The sequence below is a fragment of the Streptomyces sp. NPDC001709 genome (assembly GCF_053596375.1).
Genome location: NZ_JBSFGB010000012.1, coordinates 166,650 through 190,129, shown reverse-complemented (window position 1 = coordinate 190,129; position 23,480 = coordinate 166,650). Strand labels below are relative to the sequence as shown.

Annotated in this window: 6 protein-coding genes; 1 reads left to right on the top strand and 5 read right to left on the bottom strand. The window is 68.7% G+C overall.

The window, feature by feature from the left end:
* The first annotated feature begins 171 nt into the window (after nt 1-171).
* Nucleotides 172-357: a hypothetical protein gene (locus tag ACWC0C_RS19715; RefSeq protein ID WP_450865053.1), complete on the top strand. Its 186-nt coding sequence runs from the start codon at nt 172-174 to the stop codon at nt 355-357.
* Nucleotides 358-689: 332 nt separating this feature from the next.
* On the opposite strand, the gene ACWC0C_RS19710 is transcribed toward ACWC0C_RS19715, so the two are convergent.
* The 5 genes from ACWC0C_RS19710 to ACWC0C_RS19690 form a co-directional block, all read right to left on the bottom strand.
* A complete protein-coding gene (locus ACWC0C_RS19710; protein ID WP_450865052.1) occupies nt 690-2,714 on the bottom strand; it encodes a hypothetical protein in 2,025 nt (674 codons plus the stop codon).
* A 687-nt stretch (nt 2,715-3,401) separates the two neighbouring features.
* Nucleotides 3,402-4,517 (bottom strand): hypothetical protein, encoded by a 1,116-nt coding sequence (locus ACWC0C_RS19705; RefSeq protein ID WP_450865051.1) that lies wholly within the window; start codon nt 4,515-4,517, stop codon nt 3,402-3,404.
* A 283-nt stretch (nt 4,518-4,800) separates the two neighbouring features.
* The gene (locus ACWC0C_RS19700) at nt 4,801-20,697 is read right to left on the bottom strand and encodes a hypothetical protein (RefSeq protein WP_450865050.1); all 15,897 of its coding nucleotides are present in this window, start codon (nt 20,695-20,697) and stop codon (nt 4,801-4,803) included.
* Nucleotides 20,698-21,013: 316 nt separating this feature from the next.
* Nucleotides 21,014-22,252 (bottom strand): hypothetical protein, encoded by a 1,239-nt coding sequence (locus ACWC0C_RS19695; protein ID WP_450865049.1) that lies wholly within the window; start codon nt 22,250-22,252, stop codon nt 21,014-21,016.
* Entirely contained in the window at nt 22,249-23,061 is an 813-nt protein-coding gene (locus tag ACWC0C_RS19690) for a hypothetical protein (protein ID WP_450865048.1), read from the bottom strand. Before ACWC0C_RS19690 ends, ACWC0C_RS19695 begins: the two co-directional genes overlap by 4 nt.
* Nucleotides 23,062-23,480: the final 419 nt, after the last annotated feature.

Here is a 23,480-nt window from a genome sequence, read left to right as displayed (position 1 = left end):
GCGGCTCTGCTCCGCCCTGAGGAAATCGCCAATCTCGCCGCAAACGGATCGCTGACCGACCTGCCGGGTGCCGCACTGGCGAGATTGCCGCCTGCCGCGGCGTCCGCCTTGCTAGTGGGGGAAGTCTCGGTCGACGAAACATACGCCTACCAGGCCGCCGTCTGGGAGCCGTTGGTCCGAGCCCTCGAGAACGCCCCGCCCGATCTGGTTCGGCCGGTCCTGCTGGCGTGGCTGACCCGGGCGCACCGTGTACGCGAGCAGTTGCTGGTCGAACTGCGTTCCCTCTATCCGCTGTTGGCCGACTGTTCCCACCCGGTCATCCAGGCTCTCAAAGAGGCGGGGCAGTGGTGGCCCTAAAGCCAGCCCTCTCTTCAGTCAGGTTTACCCCGTGAATCCCTGCGCGTCTGCCGCCGATATCTCTCCCCTCGGTCGAACAGGCCCTTGACCCCGGAGTACGTCATCGCCTGTCCGAGCGGCTCCGGCAAGAGGTTGGCCAGCACCTGCTCGGTGAAGTCGGCCTGCGGGACCGCCGAGCGCTCGTGTAGGTAGTCGGCGTAGCAGATGCCGAACTCGGGAGATGAGTGCAGGGGAGGCCGGCGGTAGCTGGTGCGTTGTGGAGTGGCGTGCTGCATGGTCTGCGGCCGATGCGGCGTGACCGCCTCGGCCGCAGACTTAGGCTGTGCTGACAGCTACTTGAGGCGGTCCATCTCCGCCTTGATGAGCGCCGTGACCGGTGAGAGCCACTTACCCTCGGCGTCGTAGGGCGTTCGACCGGCGGCCATGGCCTCGACGGCATCAGCCTGCGCTGCGTAGGCGCCGCCAAGCTCACGCAGGGCGCGAACGGCCCTCGCGGCTCCGGACGCGAGGGGTTCACGCCAGCTCAGGTCGCGCTTGTTCCTGACGTGGTACAGGGGGCCTTCGACGGCGATGTGGGCGAGGTAAAAGACGGGCGGGTGGATGCCAAGGAGACGGCCGAGCGCTTCGGACTTGGCGTACTCGGGGAGCGTGGCGAATCCGTGTGGGCGTCGGTATCCGGCGGGGTGTGGTCGGGTGATGAGCCCGAGGTGACGCGTCTGCAGGGCGAGGGGCTTCATGAGTTCGGTCAGGGTCTTGCCGGTCTCCTCACGGACGGATGCCAGACGCGCAGTGGCAAGGTCCGCAAGCAGACGGCGTGGTTCGGGCGCTTGTGTCTTGGCGTGCTCGCGCCGCAGGGTGGCGGTGCTCACCGGCTTGGCTTCCCGATGGGGGGTGGTGAGGTAGGCCCCGGCGGGCAGCTTCTCCGCGTCCCAGACCTCTGCGTCGAGGAGCGGGATCTTCCGGTGCTCGCGGTTACCCAGCTGGGTGAGGGCGAGAGAGGCGGCCGTGCAGAGTGCCCTCTCGAAGTCCCGGGTTCGGTCGAAGTAGCTCTTGAACGCGGCGGGGGTGCGGGCAGCATGCCGGTGGCCGTACTCGTGGAAGAGGGTTTGGAGGGTGTCGGTGAGGTCGTCAAGGAGGTGGTCCTGTATGCCGACCGTGTCGGTTGTGGGCCAGTAGGCGCCGCGGGCCGAGCAGCCGTTGAGCCCGGCCTCGTGGTGGGTGAAGACTCGGAGAGTGCCCAGGCAGCCACGTTCGAAGGTTGCTTCCATGATGCCTCGGGCCAGGTCCAGGGTTCGGCGGCGTGAGTGGCTGAGCTTGGCGGTCGTCGTCCAGATGGTGGTGCGGGCGGGGGTATCGCGGTTGCGGGAAGCTGCCTCGGCCTGGGGAGGGTCTCCCACACCGAGCAGGTGCATGAGGGCCCTGTGCTCAGCAGGTTTCAGTCCGCTGGTGACGCACTTCCATCCCCGGTCTTGAAGGCCGAGTTCAACCTCCTGCGCGAGGCGGCAGGCGTTGTGGTAGACCCGCCCGTCGGGCCATCGGTTCTGGCCAATCTCGCGGAACGTCTGCCGGACTTCATAGGAGGTGACACTGGTGAAGAACGCCTCGGCACCGGCGAGTTCGCCGTCGTTGAGGGCGTGGTCGACGAACCTCGTCAGGACCTCGGAATCCGTGCACTGGGCGAGCGCGGTCTGGATGTGCTGTTCCAGAACCCGGCTGCTGACGATGGTGCGGTCGCGGTTTTGGTGCTGCTTTGCAGTGGCCAGAGGGAGGTCGTAGCTGGCGATCAGATGGGGGTCGGTGGTGACCAATATCCCTCCGATCCAGATGCGTCCTGGCTGGCCGTCAAGGACGATGGACGCTGTGTTTTGAGGCGGGCTGTAGTTCGCTTCGTTGAGGTAGCGGATCTCGGAGAGGCATTCTTCGGCGAGCTGCTGTTCGCACTCGACCGTGATGCGTGTGCCTCGGACGCGCTGGCTGTCCGTGAACGTGAGGGTCAGCACCCGGGGGCTGTTTGTGCTGCCGGACGTCTCGATGTTCTTGAACAGGTCACTGTCCTCCAGTTGAGCACTGAAGGAGTAGCCCACGGTCTCCACGGCCACCGCGCCGATCTGGGAGTCACGAGCGAGGACGAGCAGGGCGAGTTTCTTGCCTTCGCCGAACTGTCCGATGTGGCGAGAGTCCTTGGCCGAACCGCCGAACAGCAGGCCCTCGTAGGGAATGCCGGGCCCCTCGTCCTCGATCGTGAGGAACCCCTCTGACCAGGTGGCCCTGAATGTGGGGGACGCGTCGATCGCGTTGGAGATGAACTCCTTGAGGGCCCGCTTGGGGGTCCAGTCCTTCACGTAGTCAGACGCCATGGGGTATTCGAGCTTGCGTGCCCTGTCGGGTGCAGATGCGGCCGGGGCCATGGTCATGGAATCTCCAGGTGGTATCGATCAGGAGCCGGGTCCGGTCCTGGTCCGATCTGGACACCTGCAAACTATGTTTCTGATGGATTCCATTCGATAGCTGTCGCTGTTGAATGCGCGAGATTGGTCCGTCTCATAGGCCCTGCGTCAGCGTTGCACCCCTTGGGCTCCACTGCTCCATTCCGGGCTGTGGCTGGGGCCCGAAACTGAGGGCGTCAGAAACTGGCGGCACCCAAATTTGGTGTCCTGGCGTCGAGGTGAATGCGGGTAAGAGGAGAGTCCTCCGCCGCGATCGATCGGTAACGGGCCAACGCAGCCTTGTCCCATGAGCCGACAGCTCTGCCTCTCTGATGCCATCCGGGCGCCCGGGCTCTCCAGAGGGTCAGGGACCGGCGCAGCTACGCGAAGACGTCGGCGGGCCCGTGGGCCGCAGCCGCGTGACCAGACCGGCCCCAGGCAGGAGCTAGCGGCAGCGCCGACCTTCGCCGCCAGTGCGTCGGCTCTCGGCTCCTCGGTTCATAGGATGGACGGGGAAGTTCGGCACCCGGCCCAGCTCAGCCAGAAGATCACCGGTGCTACTGCAGCGCGCTCCCCATGATCGGGCGACTCCCGTCGTGGCGGCCATGGCCGGCCCGGCTAGTCCTCGATGGAGAACTGCTTCTTGAGCCAGTCGACGATCGAGCTGGTGTCGTACTCATAAGCCGTCCGGCCAACCTTGAGCTGCCTTCGTCCCAGGTGGGCGGGCGCGCCCTTGCGCCTCAATCTCTTGGCGACCCAGTCCTCTGAACGCCCTGCCGCTTGGGCGATCTCGGCTCGGATGCAGGTATCGCCGACTTGCTGCGCCCATTGCTCGAGGTGGCTGACGGTCAGCGGGCCCACGCGCCGACTTCTCTGGTGCTCCCCCCGGTAGTAGCTTGCGACTTGGGCTGCGTCGTACTCGTATTCGCCTTCGCCGTGCCCCTCTTCCACCGGGTCGTTGTCGCGGCCCGCCGCGGTCAGACGGTAGGTGGTCCTGGCATCCAGTACTGCATCGCCTCGCGCGACCATGGCTGCGAAATTCGTGCGCGAGATGCCGACCTTCATGATGTCGTCAATGGGCAGTGATCGGGGATAGCACTGCTTGAGGAGTTCCCAAGCGAGATACTGCTGGGTGCCGAGGCGAGGCGAGTTTCTGCGGCCCGCCGGGGTGAGCCGGTAGCGACTTTCCCGTGTGCGCTCGAGCATTCCGTCATGGGCGAGGCGTTCGAGGGTCTGCCGCTTGACGCCGTGCTTGAGCAGTTCCTCTTCCAGCACCGCGTCTGACTGGCTTCCTTCGATGAGAGTCTTCACCGTCCGCCACGCGCTACGTACGCCTGTCGGCTCGGGGAAGCCGTCGCTAGAAGCGGCTTTGTGGACCGCGGTGATGCTGACCTTGCGTAGAGCTGCAATCTCGCCGGCGGTCAGGCTGAGCCCAGGGGTGTCGGGGATCTCCCCGAGGGCGTCGGCTGCCTTGGGACCGGGCGCGGTGCCGGCTTCTGCTGCAGCGAGTTTCTCTTTGATGTAAAAGGCACCGAACAGGTCACGGTTGAAGCGCCGGGCTCCCTGAGGTCCCTTGCGATCGACCAGCGGGGGGAAGCCTGGCCGTTTCTGCCACCGCCGAACCGCGTCCACGTCCCGAAGGGTCACTTCCGCGATCTGCTGGAAGGTGATGAGTTCGGGCAGCACACTGAGCCGTTGGGCGAACTGATCGCTCAAGCTCGGGGTGCTCGACATGGCGCGCTCCGTCTGTCGGTTTATCGTTTGGGAGCGGTGTGCAGCTCCGTTCCGCCACAGGTGCCCATTCTCCGGCATGGCATGGTCTTGCCGTCGACGCGCCGAGGCCGGATGCAATCTAGCTTGTCAGTGGAGTCTGGTGCAATGAAGGGGCACCTTGGCGGAGCATCCGTTCGCAGGCGTAAGAGCCCGCGCAAGGTGGGCCGGGTGCCCGGCCCCACCTGTCTGCGCGGGCTCTAAGCGTGGCGGACCTGGATTCCCGGTGCGTCGACTGCGGTGAAGATCAGGTCGGGGAAGGGCCACGGCCTGCGGACGCAGAGGCTGGATGCACTGTCCGCTGCTGCTCCGACTGCGTAGCGACCGTGCGGTCGCTAGTACGAGGCGGGAGCGCAGCGCCAGATGTGTGGGCTGCTCGCCGGGTGGCCTCGGAGGCCAGGCGGCGCGCGGCAGCACGGACATCCGGGCGGTCTGCGGCCTGCTTCGAGCGGACGGTGCTCAGTGGTGGCTGTAGTGAGGCACTCATGGGGGATGTGGGAGGCGAGTGCTTTTCATACGCGGCGGCCAGGATGACGAAGAGCTCCGCCTGGGCAGCGGTCGCTGGTACAGAGGAAAGATCCCTGGCCCGCCTGCGGAGGTAGTCGCCCAGCTCCTCGATGATTCTGGGTCGTAGGGAAGGTGTCGTGGGGTAGCCGGCGATCCGGTTCCCGTTCTGGGGGATGAGTCCCTCGGGTGGTTCTCCATGGTGGGCCTTGTAGTGGTTGTGCCAACGTGCTCGGTTGAGGAGCCACTCCTCTTGGAGGGCGTGTCGCTGTTCCAAGGGGAGACCGGGTGTGGCCAGCTGGGTCTCGATGGTGCGCTGGGTGGTGGCGTAGGCCTGGAGCCGCTGGTCGCCGCGGGGCGCCAGCAGAGGCGCGGCGGGTTGAGGGCGGGTGCCGCGCAGGCGTTCTGTGAGCTGCTCGATACGTTGGCTGGCCGCCGGGGCATGCAGTCGGGCGGCGAGGTCCTTGAGGCGTTCCGCTGTGCGAACGAGCAGGTCGAGTGCTCTGATCAGGAGCGTGGGGCGTTGGCTGGCGTGGATTGCGTTCACTTGCGGCAGTGTCTGGTCGATCTGCGCGATGAGGACGCCCAGCTCGGTGCGGAGCCGTGGCGTGGTGCGCGGGGAGTCGTTGATCGCCTCAATGTAGGTGTTCAGGTCCGCTCGGGCACGGGTGAGGGCTGGGGGCAGGCCTAGTCGGGCTGGCTTGGTTTCCTGCGCTGCAGGTGCGCCGAAGGAGGCGTTTACCGTGGATGTGCTGGAGCCGCTGGCTGAAGCAGCGAGGGCCTCGAACAGTTCACGGAGGGCGTTGAGGTGATCTTCGGGCCGGTCGTGGCGGTCGCGGGTCCTGCGGGCTCGGTCCTCTGTGGTCGAGACCGCTGCCTGAAGGCCTTGTTTCTCCGCGACGGTGCCGACGTTCCCGGCAGGTGGCGCGTTGACCCCCTCTCGGCGGTCAGCACCCTCTGTGCGCGACTCCGGGGCGCGTTCGACTGGTGACGTGGGGCTGGCCTGAGTTGCCTCGGTGCCGGCGGGATGAGTCTGAAGCAGGTCCGCGCGAGGTGGGGAGGGCTCCGGCCGGACTGCCGTTGACCCTTGGCGCTGTGAGGCGACCGAGTCGTCGCGGCGCTGACGTTCAGTCATATCGTCGCCATCGTTGTCCTGCGCCGGGCCGTCACGGACGTCGTCATCGGCGTCGGCGGCGATTTCGGGGCGGGGGGCGGCTAGTTGGGTCTCGTCGGACTCACCCGTTCCGCCGCGGGCACGTGCGCCGCGGCGAGGTGTCACGGTGTCTGGCGCGGGGCTGGTGCTCGGCGGGCGAGGTTCGCCGTTGGCGTCCTGCACCGGCTCCCTTTCATCAACCAGCTTGGCCGGGGCGGGCTGCTGCGGGCGAAGCCACGCATTCCACTGCGCGGGAGTGAGGCGCTCCACGAGCCCGCCGGCAGGGATGGTCGCGTAGTGCTCGAGCCCGTCTGCTTCCCACTCCCCTCGCATCTCGTTCCAGGTCACCAGCTCAAACTGCACGGGCGTGCTGCCCAGTTCGTCCCACTTGAGATCCGGCATGAGGAGACGGCGGAAGCGCCCTGTATAGGGCTTCGTTTTGTCCCCCGGCTCCATGGGGTCGCGGCCCAGGAAGCTGATCAAGTCTTCGCCGGCGAGGTCCCACGGGTGCAGGAGCGCCCCGCCATTGGGTCCGTCTCCGAGCAGTTGTGGGCGGCGCTCGGGCAGGGTGGTCAAGGCTTGCTCGATGCCCGTGCCCATATCTTCCAGCTGCGCCCGGACGGATCGGGCATGAGCGGAGTCCGGCATGTGACTGTCGTACTCGGCCAGGGCCTGGGCGACATCCCCGAGGAAGTGGCGTGCTCGACGGAGGTCTTCGCGGGCATCGCCTGTTACTGGATGTCCTTCACTGACGCTGCTGAGGGCCCGTGCGGCGTGCTCGTATGGCTGCAGGACGCGCCTGTCTCGCTCCGTTGTCACCGCGGCCTCGCTCGGGCGCCTGCGGGCCGGCTGTGGCAACTGGGGAAGCTCTGGGAGTTTCTGGCGCGCTGTGCGAGCGATGGACCTCTCGTCCAGGGGCGCGGGCTCGTCGGAGGTCTTCGCTGCTGCGGCGGCTGCTGCGGCGTGGTGTTCTTGCTGACTGCGTCCGCCGACTGGCGCTGCCGTGTCGGAGAGGTTGACCAGTCCGGGTTCGGCGGCATGTGCCCATGTAGAAACCGCGTGCTCGAAGTCTGGGGCGGGGATGCGGGAGAGGTCCGCGTCGGAGATGACCGCGATCGGGATGTAGGGGTTGGAGGTGTCGTCGGTCAGCCCCAGGTAGAGCCATCGGGAGCCGACCTGGGCGTCGGCTGCTTCCGGCGGTACCGCACTGACCATGTGGTAGAGGGTGATTCCATTGAGGTCTGCGAGCACGGTGGGTGCCGCGGGTGCTTGTTCGCTGCCGAGGACCGAATTGGCGAGCTCGTACAGAGCGGCTTTTTCCTGGACCGGTTCGGCTTCGGCCATCTTCGCGTTGTGAGGTTCAGGCCGCTCGGGCGTGTCTGAGGCCGAGGGCGTGTCGTCGGGCGATGGTGCGGGGTGTTCTGCGGCAGGCGTGGCGTCTGTCGCAGCGGTGCGCGCCGCCACGTCCTGGCCCCGGACCGTGAGGTAGGACCGCAGTGGCTTTGTCCCGTCGGGCGTTTCAACCGGGGTGTCTGGAGGCAGTGATTCGCTGCGTGCCGCCTCCCAGAGTTCTCTGACCTGTTCAGGGCGGGTCGCGGCGGTAGCGGCGTCGGCGATCTCTTGGGCGCGGCGTTGCCTATCTGGATTAGGGCGTGGCGCAAGCGTCGCTGGTGTGGCGGCCTGTTGGTCGGCGGTCTCCTCTGGGTTCGGGTGGGCCGCTTCGGGAGCGGGTGTGTCGCCTTCAGAACGAACCGCACCGATGCCAGTTGAGGCAGCGCCCGATAGCTGGTCTGTGGGCGGCAAGGCGGTGGGCCTGCTGCTTGTGGCTGCCGGCGCGGGGGCGGGACTGGGGCCTTGACTGCCGTTGGTGAGTGTTTGTCCCGATGGTAGCTGCGGGGCCTCTTCGGCGGCCGCCGTGGATGGGTGAAGCCGGACCAGGAGGTCGGGCTGCTCTATGACCAGGTCTTGGGCCAGAGTGTGTCGCTCTTGGGCTGCTGTGACCAGGCGGATCTGGCTGAGGCGTATCGAGTAGGTGTCGTCGTCGCGTGTGCTGAGCTTCGCTCGTATTCGCGATCCGGGGTCCCGAAGTTGTGGATGTTCCAGGGACCGCTGCAGCTCAGGGTCCAGATCTACGGGGTCGAGTTCTACCCAGGCTCCTTCGGGGACGGCCCAGCCAGCCTGAAGGTCCGCGTAGGCCACTCCGTTGGCGGTGACTGGGCGTGTGGTGTCGCTCGGCACGGTCATATTGCGGGCAAGGAGGACCGTGTCGTCCGTGTCGAGGACGAGCTTGACGAGGCCGCTCTTGCTGATGGTTCGGCTTCTGATGTCGAACAGCCTGAGTTCGTCATCCATCTCGAGCAGGACCAGGTCTCCGGATTCCAGCTGGTCCGCCCACTGGTGGCCGGCCGGTGCCTGCGGTCGTCTTGCGCCTGCTTCGAACTTGAGGTATTCCGTGGCCGCGTGTGAGTCGGCGCGGCCGTGAGATCGGTCGAAGTCGGCACGTTCGCCGAGCAGGGCAAGGTACAGGGGAGCCCCGTATTCGGTGCGCCAGGTCTGTGCAGCCACAGGGAAGTCCGGAGACGCGAAGTCGATCGTTCCGGGTCCTCCATGGCAGAGGACACTGGTAAGGCGGTTCGCGAACTCCTTGGCCTCGTCGGCATCAGGGAAGCCCGCCAGGGGCCATGGCGGCTCGCCGTCGAAGCCGTAGATGTACTCGCTGGGCCAGATGACCGTGGCGGTGGTGGCGGGGAGGAGTTCCCAGCTGCGGTCGATCTGCTGGTGCAGCGCAAACTGCCCGTCGGCGATCAGTTTGAGTGTGTCCGGGTCGTGCACCTGCCGGATTTGTGGTCCCTCGGCCCAGAGCTCCCGGAGCAGGCGTGTGGTGATGGGGCGCCCGTCTGCGGGAGCCGTTACGGCGGGGTGGGTCGTAGGGTGCGCGATGGTGACGTGCGCAGTTGGTTCGAGGGTGACCCTCCTGGTTCCGCCGCGGGGCCCCGCCAGGGTGAATTCCAGTCCGCTGCCGGCCTGCTCCCCCGGGCTGTGGCTGCGGAGGCGTGTGACCTCGAGGTATTCGGTGACCTCCTTGTCTTTCACGCTGCGGGTGACAGCCAGGCGGTCACCGGGGCGCACATACCGTGCGGGAAGGACAGCGACGTCTTCGCCGCTCGCCTCGGACCCGTCCAAAGCCGCCCAGCGTGCCACTTCCTCAGGGTCTTCGACACCGGGGTACCGTGGGGTGCCCTGGCGGCTGATGAGCGCCGGATGAACGACCATCCGACTTCCATTCTCATCGAGCACGACCTGCCACTCGCCGGTCCCGAAGGGAGCGGGGGCCGCCCCGTGCGCTGTCACCGGATGCGAGGTCGCCGCCTTGCCAGGAAAGGACTGGTGCAGGACCAGAGACGTGCCGTCGGCGTGAAGCAGCCGGCCGGGACGTAGGAGTGTGTCTGCTGGTCGTGCGCGCGGCACCGGCGCCCTGGAGTCCTCCAGCGGTGCGGTGGCGACAGCTGGAGGCGCCTCTCCAAGGGTGAGCACTGGGTGCGGGCGCGGTCCCGAAGCAGCATCTTCGTCTACGTCTACCAGCGGTCCGCTCGCATGAACTTCGAGGGGATTCAGCGCTGAGTTGTTCCTGACATCCAGGACCGCACCGTCCTGGTCGTCGACATCGGACGAACCACCCTCGCCGGTGGTCGGTCGGTCTCCGCCCGGGCCAGCCGTTCCGACCTCCGTGACGTTGGGGCTGTCGCCTGCGTCAGCCCCGTCGACCTTGGCCATGGTTGCTGGCGATGTCTGTCGGATTGGAGTGTCCGGGACCTGCGCAGTGTCTGTGCTCGTGTCGGCGGCTGCCGAGCCGTTGCTGGTCTGGTCCGGGCGCCGCCAGGCGTCCCATTGCTCCGGGGTGAACTTCTCCACCAGGCCGCGCTGCGGCATGGTGACAGTGTGGCGGATGCCGCGGTTCTCCCACTGCTGCCGGTCTTCGTTCCACTCCCGGCCCTCGTAGGAGACTAGGGTGCGGCTGCCGGACGTCGACGAAGCGCCGCAGAATGTGCCGTAGTACGGGGCGATACGGTTGTTGACGCCGTCATCTGCCTGGAAGGAGACCAGGTCGCCGTCCTGCAGATCCCATGGGTGGTACAGGGTGCCGCCGTTGGGGCCGTCGCCCTGTGGCTGCGGGGCGCGATCGGGGAGCGTCTGCAGCGCCTCGTCAAGGTCGGTGCCGAGGTCGAGCATGCCTGCGCGGGCGACGCTCACTTGCTCGTGGTCGCCAAGAAGTTCTCCGGTCAGGCGCTGTGCGATGTAGTCGAGTTGCTCGCGGACGCGGCGCAGGTCCTCGCGGGCGTCGGCGGTCGGCGGGTTCCCGTCGCGGATGCCATCCAGCGACTCCCGGATCTGCTCGTAGTCCTTGCGGATACGGCGTATCGCTTCCTTATCCTGGTGGGACAGGCCGGCCAACTTCGGCAGCGGTGGGAGATCGGGGAGCCGGTTCGCGACCATGCGTGCTGTCGCTGTCTCATCTTGCTCAAGGGCATTGTCCGGGGTGGTGACGGGCCTCTGGGACTCCGGCTGAGCAAGGTCGAACAAAGCCCCCTGCTCCTGCTGTCCTTCCGACGGCTTCGGCTTCTCCTGCGGCTTAGGTGCGTGGCGGGCGGGTCGGGGCTCCTCTGCCTCAAGGACCTGCAGGCGGGTGCGACCGCCACTCGTCTCGGCCGACTCACCGGCGGGCAGCGCGGGCCGTACCGGGTCCGCGATGAGCGTGAGCGGTTCTGCCGGAAGCACGACCGGCGCGGGGTCAGCCTCGGCGGCCGGCGTGGCACGCTGTACAGGCGCCGACCGGTCCTCGTCCCACGGGCCACTCCGCTCCCAGCCGGCCGCCGCTAGCGCCGCATCGGCGTCCGCGCCGGTCAGCGCCTCCACCTTGAATGACTCCACACTGGCCGACGTGGCCACGTGTTCATCCGCGTTCACGTGCTCCTGACGCGGACCGGTGACGTGAACGAACAGGCCCGCCTTGCCCGCGTTGAACATGTACGCCCGCAGCTCTTCGACCGGCGCCGCTTCCGGCGCCTCTTCCGGAGCAGAGTTGACGTGTTCGGCCGCGAGCCGTTCGGCCATGTCCGCGTCCGCCTCCGGCCGGTACTGGATCCAACCGCACACACACCGCAGGGAGTGACCCCGGTTGTATGCAGACACCTTGTCACCGTCGTGACAGATGATCCGGACGTCATGTTCCGGCGCCTCCTGCCAGGGCTCTTCCCCGTCGAAGGTGCGCCGCTCCGACATGAGCGGGTAGGCGTCGCGCTCTGCCTTCGACACGCCGAACGAGTTGTCCTTCACCGCGGCCTCGATCATCCGCAGGCGCCGCGCCTGGTTGTAGAGCTTGCGCGCGGCCTCCGTCTCCGGGGAGAGGGTGAAGCGGCGGGCCCCGTTCGTGTCCAGGTCGACCAGCAGGTGGCCGGACGCCCACAGGTTCAGCACACGGTTGCGGTTCAGCTTCCGGGAAACATCGGGCTTGTCGTAGGCGACATCGAGGGCAAAGAACCCGTCCGGGTACTCACCGACCTTGCCGTCTGCGACCCAATTCACAATGTCGGACTGTGCAGCCGACCAGTTCAGCGCCTCCGCACGCTCGATCTCGGCCGGGGTCATGACGTCCGCATCTCGACGCGCGTGCGCGTCCAGGTGCAGTGCGGCTGCGTGCTCGGCGTCCGCGCGGGTCTCGCACCATCCGGCACGGTGCTGCGGGCACGTCTCGCCGTGCATGTCGACCCACACGGTCACCGGCCCGTGCCGGTCACACTCGACACCCCACGCGGATTCCGCGAGGTCGACCGCCGCCGCACGGGCAGCCGGGACCGCCATGTAGACGCTCGGGATCGCCGGCGCGGCTGGCGTGTGGGCGTCGTCATGTATTGCCGACGGAGAGAGTTCTGCGTGTTCGGTCTCTGCCCCGAACTCGTGGGCGTCGGCTGCTGACATCTGCGGGTCGTGGGCCCGCTGGTGCGCCAAGGCCAGCGCCTCACCAGCGGGGGCACGGTCGGCGAATTTGGCGACGTCGGCGCGCTCGGTCCAGCCGCACACACACCACGCCTCGACCCATGACTGTCCCGGCCCCCCAAGGGTGACGGCCGCCCGGTGTTGCACCTCATCAGCAACTGCCCGGGCGTGGAGGCGGAGCCGTTCCAGCATCGGCACCCATGCGGACATGTAGCCGTCGACGGCGGTGCAGGATGCGACCAGGGCACCCGCCTCGTCCTCGACCAGGAGCGGCGCAAGGTCGTTGGAGGCGTCGCGGCCTTCCCACGCCCGGCGGACCGTGTACCGGGCGCCGGTTTCGGCGGTGATCGTCCACGAGCCGTCAGGGTGGTACTCGATCGTCTCCGACTCCCCGACGTCTGGCAGTATCCACAGCCCGGCGTCGTAGTGCATGCGGCGGGCGGCGGCGAACCCGGCCGCCAGATCCCCGCCGGTCTCGGCGGCATGTTCAGCGACGGCCGCCAGGGCCGCGCCCTTGCCCTCACCGGATCCGATGCTGATCACGTCCCACCGGCCCGACGGTTCTACGCCGTGCCAGTACGCCCGCCACATGATCCCCCGGGCGTCCTTGCCCTGGCAGTCGTGGGAAATCTTGTACTCGCCGACGGTCAGCCCAGGGCCGGTGACGGTGAACTCATACCGGGACGGCTCACCGTCGCGGTCTTGCGGGGTGACGGTCAGCGCATTGACGTCGACGACCCCGGGCGCCTCCTCGGCTGGCTCTGGCGCAGCGTCACTACCTTCCGCCCCCGGGCCGGCGGGGCCGGTGAGGGTTGCGACGGCCGCGCGGGCGGCCTCGGTCGCCGCTTCCATGTCCGCGCGGGCCTCGTCCTCCGTCGGCCCGTACCCGGCAGCGGTCGCGGCCTCGGCCGCTTCGATGGCGGTGACCGCCCACTCCGACGCCTTCCCCGCTGCCTTCTCCGCTTTGGCGCGGTCTCCCGCCTCCAGGTGTCGGGCGGTCTCCTTACTGGCCGACTCCGCCCGGATCCGAGCCGAGAACGCGCGCCCGGCTGCGCCCTGCCCGGCGACCAGCGCGGCCCGATCCTGGCGCGCCGCAGCTGCCTCCTCCGCAGCCCTCTTCTGCGCCTTCGCGTCCCCACCCGCAGCCTTGACCTCCGCCCGCGCTTCACGCTTGGCGCGGTCGTCCCCGGCTTCGCACGCCTCGGCGATGATCTGATCGGCCAGGGCCTGAGCGGGCCACGGGGCGACCTCCCCGGCGTCCAGCGCAGCCGACAGCATCTGTCCGGCAACCTCGGCGATCCGGTCGGGCCACTGCTGCCAGTGCAGGGCGCACACCTTCGGATCCCCCTTGGCAAGGGCCTGAGCGAGGCTTTGAACGTCGCGGTGACCGGTGCGCCCGTCGCGGCCGTCCTCCTCGTTCAAAAGCCTGTGAGACAGGCACCGCGCGCACACGGTGTAGCGGCCAAGCTCGGCTCCCTGGTCGGTGACGACGGCGACCGTGTACCGGGAGCCCGAGCGCTTCGCACTGCACTTGCCGACGTACGGCGCCGAAGCATCGCAGTAGGCGTCCGGCGTGCCAGTCATGTCGTCCGTGAGCTGGGCTACGACGCGGAGCCGCGCGTTCGGAATGGCGCCCTGGGCAAGGTTCCAAATCTTCCACTCAGCGACGTACTGCCGGTTATCCGGGCCCTTCCGGGACCAGTCCTCGCCGGTGCGGCCCTGTGCGCCGTCCGGGTCGGTCAGGTGTTCCCAGCCCCACCGGCACGACGCAATAAGGCCGATGGAGCCGAACCGGCGGACCAAGTACACGCCCTCTTCGAGTTGGACGCGGTCTGTGGTCGTCTCGAACTTGGGGGCCTGCGCCGTCAGGTGCCCGTACCGGGCCCACAGGGAAGCGAACCGGGTGCGGGTCGCCGAGTCCTCACGGATTCGCGCCAGCACGGCGGTAAGGGGCCGGTCGTCCAGGTTCGCAGCCCACCAGTAGGAGCCGTCACCGTCGTGGCCGGCTTCCCACTGGTTCTCATCCGGACGGGAGTACGTCACGGGGCGCAGCCGGAACGTATGCCCGCCCGCCGTTGTCAGGATCCAGCCCGCCGACGGTTCGCGCCGGTCGGTGAACGACACGGGGGCGATCGTCTCGCCCTCGATGAGCGCCGCCCGAAGCTGCGCCCCATGTACGTCCGTCTCCACGTCCCCGACCGCCTCCTGGCCGTCCGTCTCGGCGTCCGCCTGGGGGGTGTCGTAGCGGCTGGCGTGCGCCTCGGCCGCCGCCAGCTCAGCCGCTGCCGTCCGCCGCGCCAGCTCCCCCGACGGCCCTACGGCGTCCGCCACAGTCGCGACCATGCCGTGCGCCCGCTCCACCTGTTCGGCCGCCAGCTCAGCGCCGGACAGGGACGCGATCCGCCCGCTTTCCGCCTGCCGGGCAGCCTCGCCCGCCTCGGCCTCCTGTGCGGCGATCAGATCGACGACCTCACGGGCGTACATGCGGATGAGCTTCCGGGCGTCGGCCGTCCCGTGCGCGTGCCCGATGATCGGCGCTGCCGGACCGAACCCGCCACGGCGCGCACGAACCTCCGTGATGTCGTGCACCGTGTTCGGGTAGCCGTCGCCCCACAGGGACTCATCCCGCCCGTTGTGGCTCACGGAGTAGAGCCGGCCCCCGCACTCCCACACCCCGCGCTCCCCCTCCACAGGCCGAACCGGGGAGCCCTTCGGCTGGCGCGTGCCCTTGGCCGAAAACTCGATCGCCTGCGTACGGGCCTCTACGGCTTCACTAGCCCATAGGGGCGACAAGTCTGGCGGCGCCGCGCCCGCCTCGGCCGTTTCCGGTTCGTCTGCGACCTCCGGCACCTCCTCCTCGACAGGCGCGGCCTGCGCCACCTCCTGCCGCTCCGCGCGGCTGGCCTCGTACGCCTCGGCTGCCCGCCGGTCCATCGTCACCGGGATGCGGGTAGCGAAACCGGCCGTGCCGTCCTCGGTCGTGACCAGGACGCCGCGCGACCACTGGTCACGGTCGGCCGAGGCTGCCAGGCCACGGGCGGCCAGCGCGTCGTCAATGTCCCAGTCGGTCAGGTCAGCCATGCCGGAGGGCTGCTCACCCCTGAGGCCGCGGGAGCGCAACGGGAAGTACCCCGCGTGCACGGCGCCACACTGGCAGACGACGCGGCCAACGACGCCGGGCGACTGGTGAAACGCGATCACCTCGACGACGGCGGCGGCCTGCCCGGCGACGTCCGCCGCGCAGGCCGTCTGCCGGGCCTCTTCGGCCCTCGTGGCGTCCTCGAACGCGCACCCGTAAAGGTTCAGCGTCTCCTCACGCCCCGATTCGGCACGCTGCGCCGCGTCTTCCATCCGTACACACTCGGCCACGTAGTCCGCGAGCCGTCCGGCTTCTCGGTAGACCTCCGCCGACTCCGCGTAATGGTCGGCGTCGCGCTTCGCACTGTGGACGTCGTCGTACGCCTCACGGCAGAACCGAACGGCCGACCACACGTCATCCGCCAGCTCGTCAGACTCGCGTACGCGCTCCCCGCATGCCTCGGCCCGCTCCACATCCCCGGCTGCGAGAGCCGATGCCTCATTCACCCGCACACGGGCCGTTGTGAACCGCTCGACGGCCGCGGCCCACTCCTCCGCCTCGCGCCCCGACACCCGGCGCGCTTCACGGGCGGCCGTGAGACTGGCGAGCCCCTCGGCGTCCGCTTCCCTGATCTCCTCGGCCCGTTCAGCCGCATGCTTCCGATCCCATACAAGGGCGTGTCGGAAGTGCTGCACACCCGCATACGCCCGGGCCGCAGTCTCGTACGCCTCCCACAGCTCCGGCGCATGCTCGGCGAACCCGGCCGCCCCGGGCCGGTAGTTGTCGCCGTGCGGGTACGTGACCCACTCGGCAAGGTGCTTGCGCTCATTCGCCGTGGCAAAACCCTTCGGGTTCCGGCGCACGGCCGCGATGTCGGCGAGGAGAGCACGGGTGCCCCGGCCCATCGGGGATACGTCGTCATCGTCCGGCGCCGCGATGTACTCACCGACCGCCAGGGCGAACGCCACGGCCGCTGCGCTCTGCCGGTCGCTGGCCAGGTTTGACGCGTACGTGTACCGCGACGGGAACGACACCTGACGGCCGTTCGAGCGGGCGGCCCTTTCGGCCCCCCATGCGTCGTACTGCGCGACCATCGACAGGGAGGCGTCACCCTGGGGGTCGTGGGCTACGCCGTTGTTATCCGTGTAGCCATCGAACCAAGCCGCCCAGTCGCGTGCCGAGTCCTCGAGCATGTAGATCAGGGAGCCGTACCCGCGCGCCGTCGGCGTACGGCCCTCGGCCGCCAAGCGCTCACGCCATGCCGTCTCTTGCGCGTTCAGCCTGTCCTGAGCTTCCGCGATCACGGGGGCAGCGAGTTCCTCGCACTCCGCGCGGTCGACGGCGCCCGCAATCCTTTCGGCCGCGTCGGTCACCCGCTTAGTGGCGAGGACGATCACGCGCCGCCAGGCAGCGCACCCGCGGGCATCCTCGCCGTTGGAGTCGGCGAGCCACGCCCGGGCGGCCTTGACGGCGTCGACGGCGCGCCGCTCCGCATCCGCCGCTTCCAGGTAGGCGGCCCCCGCTATCTCGACGGCCCGATGGCCGACCGGCCCCGTACCGTCCAGTGCGTTGTACGCGTCGCGTACGTCCGCCAGACCGGCCGTGATCTTCGCGGCCGCCGTGTCCATCTCACGTACCCAGGTAGCGGCATCCCGCCCCCACACGGTCCGGCCGGACTCTTCCGCCTCACGGCTCACGGGCATCTGGGCTGCAACGGCCGACCGGACATCTTTGAAGCCGGCCGACGACGCAGACGGCATATAGCCGCCTTTGTCTTCCGACCACGCCGCTACGTGCTCTACCTCCTCCAGCCCCTTGGGCACCATTACAAGCCCCGTGATCACGATCTGGCGCACCCATGCGTGGCCCGTCCAATGGCGCTCCGCGCGAACGTCCCAACCCCGGTCGGCCGCCTCGTGGAAGAGCACACCCGCATTGCGTGGCATGCCCGCCAACACCTGAGCGGACGTCTCAGTCGGCTCTCCGTCGGTCGGCTCCTCGGCCACCGTGGCCCCCTCTGTGATCTCTTCCGGCGACTTCTCGGTGCGGTCGCCAGAGCTGGCGGTGGGTTCGCCTGTCGGGGCGTTGGGCGCGGGTGTCGGTGTCGCCGGGGCCGGTGCTGGTCCCGGCGTGGGCGCGGCGGGCGTGCGCAGTTCCGAGGCTGGGACAAGGGTCACGGGTGCGGAGTTGTCGGAGTCCCATGCCCCGCGGCGCTCCCATCCGTGCGCGGACAGGACCGCATCTGCAGCTTCGGGAGTCAGAGAGGCAACCGCGAACGCGGCGATACTGTCGCTGGTCGCCATGTGTTCAGCAGGGCTGGTGTGCTCATCGCGGGGACCGGTGACGTGTACCCACAGTCCGGCCTTCCCGGCGTTGAACAAGTACGCCCGCTGGCTGAGCGCCTCGTCGCGGATTGCCGGCGGGGGAAGCTCTTCCCTGCGGCCAGTCGGAATGGCCGGCATGAATTGCCCGCCATCGACCGTGGCACCCACATACACTCCGGGGTCATCCACGGGTGCCGTTTCGCCGTCGGCCAGGGCGCCCCCCTCGCCCTCCCACCCCTCCGTGCTCCCTGGGTCCGACACCCCGGCGGGAGCAGGTGCCGACCATTCCGGCGTGCGCACCCCGAGTGTCCCCGGCTCCGCTTTGTGCTGCACCGTGGAAAGGAGCGACGGTTCCTGATGAGTACCCGAGCGCCCGACCTTGACCGGCGCCGACCACAGCAACGCCCGCTTGGCCGTCACCCGGCGCCCGGACACCCACGCTGCCGAGTGGTCCTCACTCCACACGCCGTCAACCCACACTGCGAGCAGCTCGTACGGCAGCGGCTTACCCTTCTTGACCGCCGCCCCCGCCACCCGGACCGCGACCGTGTCCCCGTCGCGCTGCATTGCCACGGTCCACCCGTTGGCCATGGACACTTCCGCGAGGCTTACGGCAGCCATGGGCAGCCACACCCCGGGGGCCGCCTCGGTCTCCGCCACGACGTCCCCCACCGTGTCCCACGTTGCCAGGGTCTCGGCATCCAACGGCGTTCCGGTCTCAGGGACTTTCGGAGCCTTCCAGGGTTTGGCGTCCAACCCCTTGGACGCGTTCACGATGGCGCGCCGCAGGTCCGTATCCGGGCCGTGGCCACCCATGCGGTTACGGCCGGGAACGTCTTTTGCCGTCAGGGCGCGCCGCTCATCCCGCGCGGCCACAGCGTCCCCGAGCACATCGACGAATGCCGCATACCCCGTGATTTGATCCGCCGGCACTCCCCCCGGAATCCGCGCTACGTCCTGCGACGCGTCCCACGGCAGGGTGAACACCATCGCCGCCTCGCCGTCCTCGGACAGCCACGCGCCACGACCGGCCTGGACCTCCCCCGCATGCAACCGCGCCAGATGCGCACCTGCTGCCGCTACGCGTTCCCCCGCCAGCCCCTGCTCCGTCACGATCGCGGACTCTTCCTGCTCCAGAGCACGCACCGCATCCCGCGCGTTCCGCGCCGCACGGTCGGCAGCAAGCGCCACGTCGTACGCGTGCGTACGCCAGTCACCCGCGTGCTCTGCGCTGAGCCACACATGATCCCCGAGCACACCCGCGCTACGGCGGGCCTCCCGCTCCAGCTCCCGCATGTCCGCGGACCAGGCGGCACGCTCCTGTGCGATGAACTCCGCCGACTCGACACGCTCCCGCGCCGCCGCAAGCTCCCCCCGCACCGTGTGCAACCGCACGTCACGCGACAGGCGCACCGTTCCCTCATACGGGCCACGGAACGCAACGGGGAACACGCCGCCCCCCTTACCGTGGCAGATCAGCAGCGGCCGGCCCGCGCCCTCCAGCACGCCGCCCTCGGACTCCCACGCATCCACCCCGCCCGGATCCGACACAACGTCAGCCGCGTACGCGACTGGCGCGCCTTGCTCCACCCGAACCGCGCCGAGCATCCCCGACTCGCCCAAGTGGCTGTGGGAGTCCTCACCCGCCCGCGGAACGACCTCCCGAGCTATCGTTTCCCCGCGCGCCGCAGCCCGCGCCGCCTGGGGAGCGTCGCCCTGGTCTGCCTCGGGGGCCGCCGTCACGAGTTCCGCCGTACGCACCACCTTGCGGAACTCCGGCCACATCAAGGGCCGGTCCATGCGTGTGCTACCGACCCGCTTGACCGCCCGGTGAAACTTCGGCCTGCCCGTCCACATGCCTGTGTAGACCACCGTCACCGGTCCACCTGCTGGCACCGCCACCTCGCCCGACAGCGACAGGGCCCACCCAAGCCCTTCACGGCCCGTCATGGAACGGCCGACCTTGACCGACCAGCCACGCCCGGCGGCCTCACGAGCGAGCGTGACCAGGTCGACCGGAGCGGACGACTCCGGGGCGTCCCGGTGCCACTCGATCTCCGACAGAGTCCTGTTCACCAGCGCCGTACCGCGTGCCACGGCGTCCGCGTCGATGTCAGACGCTGCCGTGGACGCGGCTGGAGCAACCGGCGCCGCTGCGTCCGCTGCAGCGTCACGCTGTGGCACCGCAACGGCCGGCCGCACCTGGTCAGCGTCCGCCGACGCCCTCAGGGTGTGCTCGCGTGTCTCCTCCGACCGGTGCGCGTCGTACGCCTCGAGCGCTTCACGCGCCGACACGAGCGCGGGCAGCACCTCACGACGGATCATGTCCGCGGCGCCCGGGGTGCCTTCCGCCTTGGCTGCGCGGGCCATGAGTGTCTTCACTTCACGCGTCGCCGACTCGGCCACCTCGTGCGCGAGCGCGGCACCGTGAGGCACGTGCTCACGCTCCATGCGGTCCACCGACCAGAGCCGAGAGATCTCCTCACGGTGGGCCCGGCACTCGGCCATTACGGCCGCGTATGCCTCAGCTGCCGCCGATTCGGTCGCGGACCAGGTCCGCCACGCTGCCGCATAGTCCCCCAGCCACAGCACGCCACTGTCCGCCGCCCAGGCGCCGAACCGTTCAGCCTGCTGATCCGTTGCGCGCTCCCACTGGCGTGCGTATTCGGCAGCATCCGCCGCGTACTCTGCTCGTTGGGCTGCGTCCGCCGCTTCAAGTTCCGCTCGTTCCGCGGCTTCTCGGGCGGCAGTCTCCGCTGCCTCTGCCACGGGGTCCACTTGCCGGACCCGAGCTTGAGACAGGGTGCGCCGGTAGTCCTCCAGCGTCACGTAGCCGGTCAGGACCCGGCCGCCGAACTCCGCCCCGGAACGCTCGGTATCGAACGTCCAGCGCTTACGCCCGTCCTCCTGCGTCCACATCAGGGAAAGAACGGCAAGCGACTCCCCGCCTTGTCGGCTGTCGTGCGCCGTGCCAGATGCCTCGCACTCCCACACGCCGAGCGACGATTCACCGTCCGCAGCGTCGACGGTTCCGGCTCTCAGCGCAACGGCCCATCCCGCCGCCTCCGCCTCACGCGCGAACTTGACCATGGCGGGAGGAACACCCTTGCGCCCCACATTGGACGTGTCCCACTGACCGTAGGCACCCGCCCACCAGGACCGGTCAATTGCCGTGCACGCCGGAGGGGTTACCCGGGTGACGAAACCAGGTTCGGGCCGTTCCTCTGGTGTGCCGGCTGGTGGCACGAGGTGGCCCGCGCTCGTGTTCCTTTCTTCGGGGTCGGACTGCGTTGGGGATCTCACGTTGCACCGCCGCGCCTCTGTCCGGAGTTGATCAGCTCACGCGCACTGGAGGAACAAGTTGACCGGGACGAAAGTGTGAGCAGCGGCATGTCAGCTCCGGATTTCAGCGGCCGGGTGTTCGGCGTCCCGGGCCGGGCGTGCCTGGAGCCGGGGGTTCATGGCGCGGTGCCTGGGCAGTTGGGCGCCGCATGTCGGTGGCTGCGGCCTGCTCAGTGATCTGGTGGCTCCTTTCTCGCGACAGAAGCACCGCCGCGCTTCCCAGGAGTGCGTTGCGCAGTGCCTCCGCGGCACGGTCTTGTTCTCGAAGCAGACGGGGGTGCGCGCTGCTGCCATGAGCTCGTATGGCGGCTGCGGTCGTCTCGGCAAGGCGGTCGAGCACCGCGCTGGCGGAGTTCTGGCCAGGTGCCGCGGCGGGATTCAAGGCAGGCACGACCGCTTCGAGCACTGCGGAGCTGGCCGTCCCTCTCGACGGTCGGGTCGGGTCGACAGCGCGGCGCAGGACCTCTGCAGCCTCAGCGGCTCCTGTACTGGGGTTCGCCAGTGCGCATATCGTCAAGGCCGTGATGAGACGAGGGTTGGTCTCGGTGCTTCTCAGTGATTCCGTCGGATCGGCAACTGCGGCCGGAAAGAGCTGTTCGGTCAGTTCTCGCAGGAGGGCTGCCGCCTGGGCTGCAGCTTCGGTGTCGTGAGGGGCCGCGGCCTGCACGACTGCCCAGTCCGCGAGGAGATGCTCGTGGCCTCGGGCTACCGAGATGGCTGTGGGGACTGCCTTGGTCGCGGCAAGTGCCTGAAGCTCGCTTCTGAATGCCTGCGAGGCTTGCCAGTTGCCTGCGTGTGCCCGGGCCCTTCCGATGCTGGGAAGTAGGGCAGGTTGCGCAAGGCGCGTCCAGGCTCGGGCAGCTCGCTGCCAGTGTCCTTCATCGGGGAGTTCGCTGCCAGGAAGCCTGGCCAGGATCCAGTCCGCCTCGGCGATGAAGAGTGGATGGTCTGCTGGTGCCGGGCCGGTGTAGCCCCGGCCGGCGCACCCGGCGCAGTGTTCCGCGGACTGGTTGGTGGCGCCGTTCCCTGCCGATATGTTGCCATTACGTGCGGCTTGTCCACTGCCTTCGCAATCCGTACAGGGGACAATGCCGGCTTCTGTACGCGCCATGGCCAGTAGGCTGCGCGGATCCGCGAGCATTGTGAGGCTGGCCTCCGGCCCTGCAGATCTGATCTCGACCATGAGCGTTGGCGCAGGTAGGGACGGGCGGTCGGCAGCAAGCCACCACTGGGCGGCCTTGAGTGGTGACTGGGTCTCTTCGTTGTCGGGCAGGACGTAGACAATCGCGCCGTTGCCACTCATGCTCGATCCTCCATGGCCGCCTCGCCCTGCGGGGCTAGAGCCGCAGTCACACGCTGTCGCGTCCGGCCCGCGCACCAGGCCGTGCGGGAACCCGCATCGCTGGCATGCTGGTGCCATAGCCGTTCGAGGCGCGAGTAGTGCTCTTCGATCAGCGCGGTACGCATTTGCTCTCTGCTGATGGTCATCTCAGTGCTGGTCGGCGGGTGGTGCGCTTCCCTGTTCGTGGCGGCGGCCCACGTAGCGCGTTCCAGTTCTGTCAGCCGTCGGCGTGCCAGCACCTTCAGTCGGTCTTCAGCCTTCGGGTCTTGTGCGCAGCGCGCTCTGCTCACGCGGCTGGCCGCTGCCGCCAACTCCAGAGCCCGGGCGTTGAGGATGTCCAGGGTGCAGTCAGCGCTATCCCGTTCGAAGCTCGTCAGGACATTCTCAAGCTCGGTGAGCGTGCCCCTCAGGCGGGAGGTGTCAAGCCCAGCATGCTGGGCGAGGGCGGTAGCTGGCGCGGCCCACACCGGCTTGCCAGTCGTGCTGTCTTCGACGGGCGTGAAGCCTGGGCTGCTGACCGCAGCTGGTTTCGCAGCAAGCTGGCCCAGGTAGGCGGACGCAGCGCGGCGCAGGCCTGGGAGTGCACTGTGATGCATTGCGGCGAGGGTGACTGTGGCCAGGTCGATGAGGTCCTGTCCAGTCCACGGATGTCCCGCGTGATGGACCGCCTCGGCGAGGTCGTCCAGCTCCCTGGTCGCACTCAGGGACGCCGGTCCGTACCGTTCATACAGAAGGTCCTGCACGGCGGGGTGAATCGGCAGACCGGTCATGTGATGCCATCGGCGTGCCGATTCCTGCCAATCTCCCGCGTCGAAGTCTCGCCAGTCCGGTCCACAGGATTCCAACCACGAAGCGGCCACGACCACGTACTGCCGTGCGTCCCCATCGGCAGTGCCAGCGTCCGGGTCGCCGAGGTCGAGGTCTTCCTCGGGAAAAGCATGCAATCCGTACGACGTCTCCGGCCGCGCGTCCGGGGTGCCTGGGAGTGGTTCGTCCCACCCTGGCAAGAGCCCTGGCGCCAGGGCTCCATCCAGAAGGAGTCGGGTTGCGGCCTCAAGCGCCCATTCCCGGCAGCGCCTGGCGCCTCGGAGGCGGGAGGCTGAAGTACCACGGCGCAGTGATGTTGGTGCCACGCGCCTTCCCCCCTTCGGCGCCCGCAGGGGCGCAGGACTCATCCCAGGTACGGGTG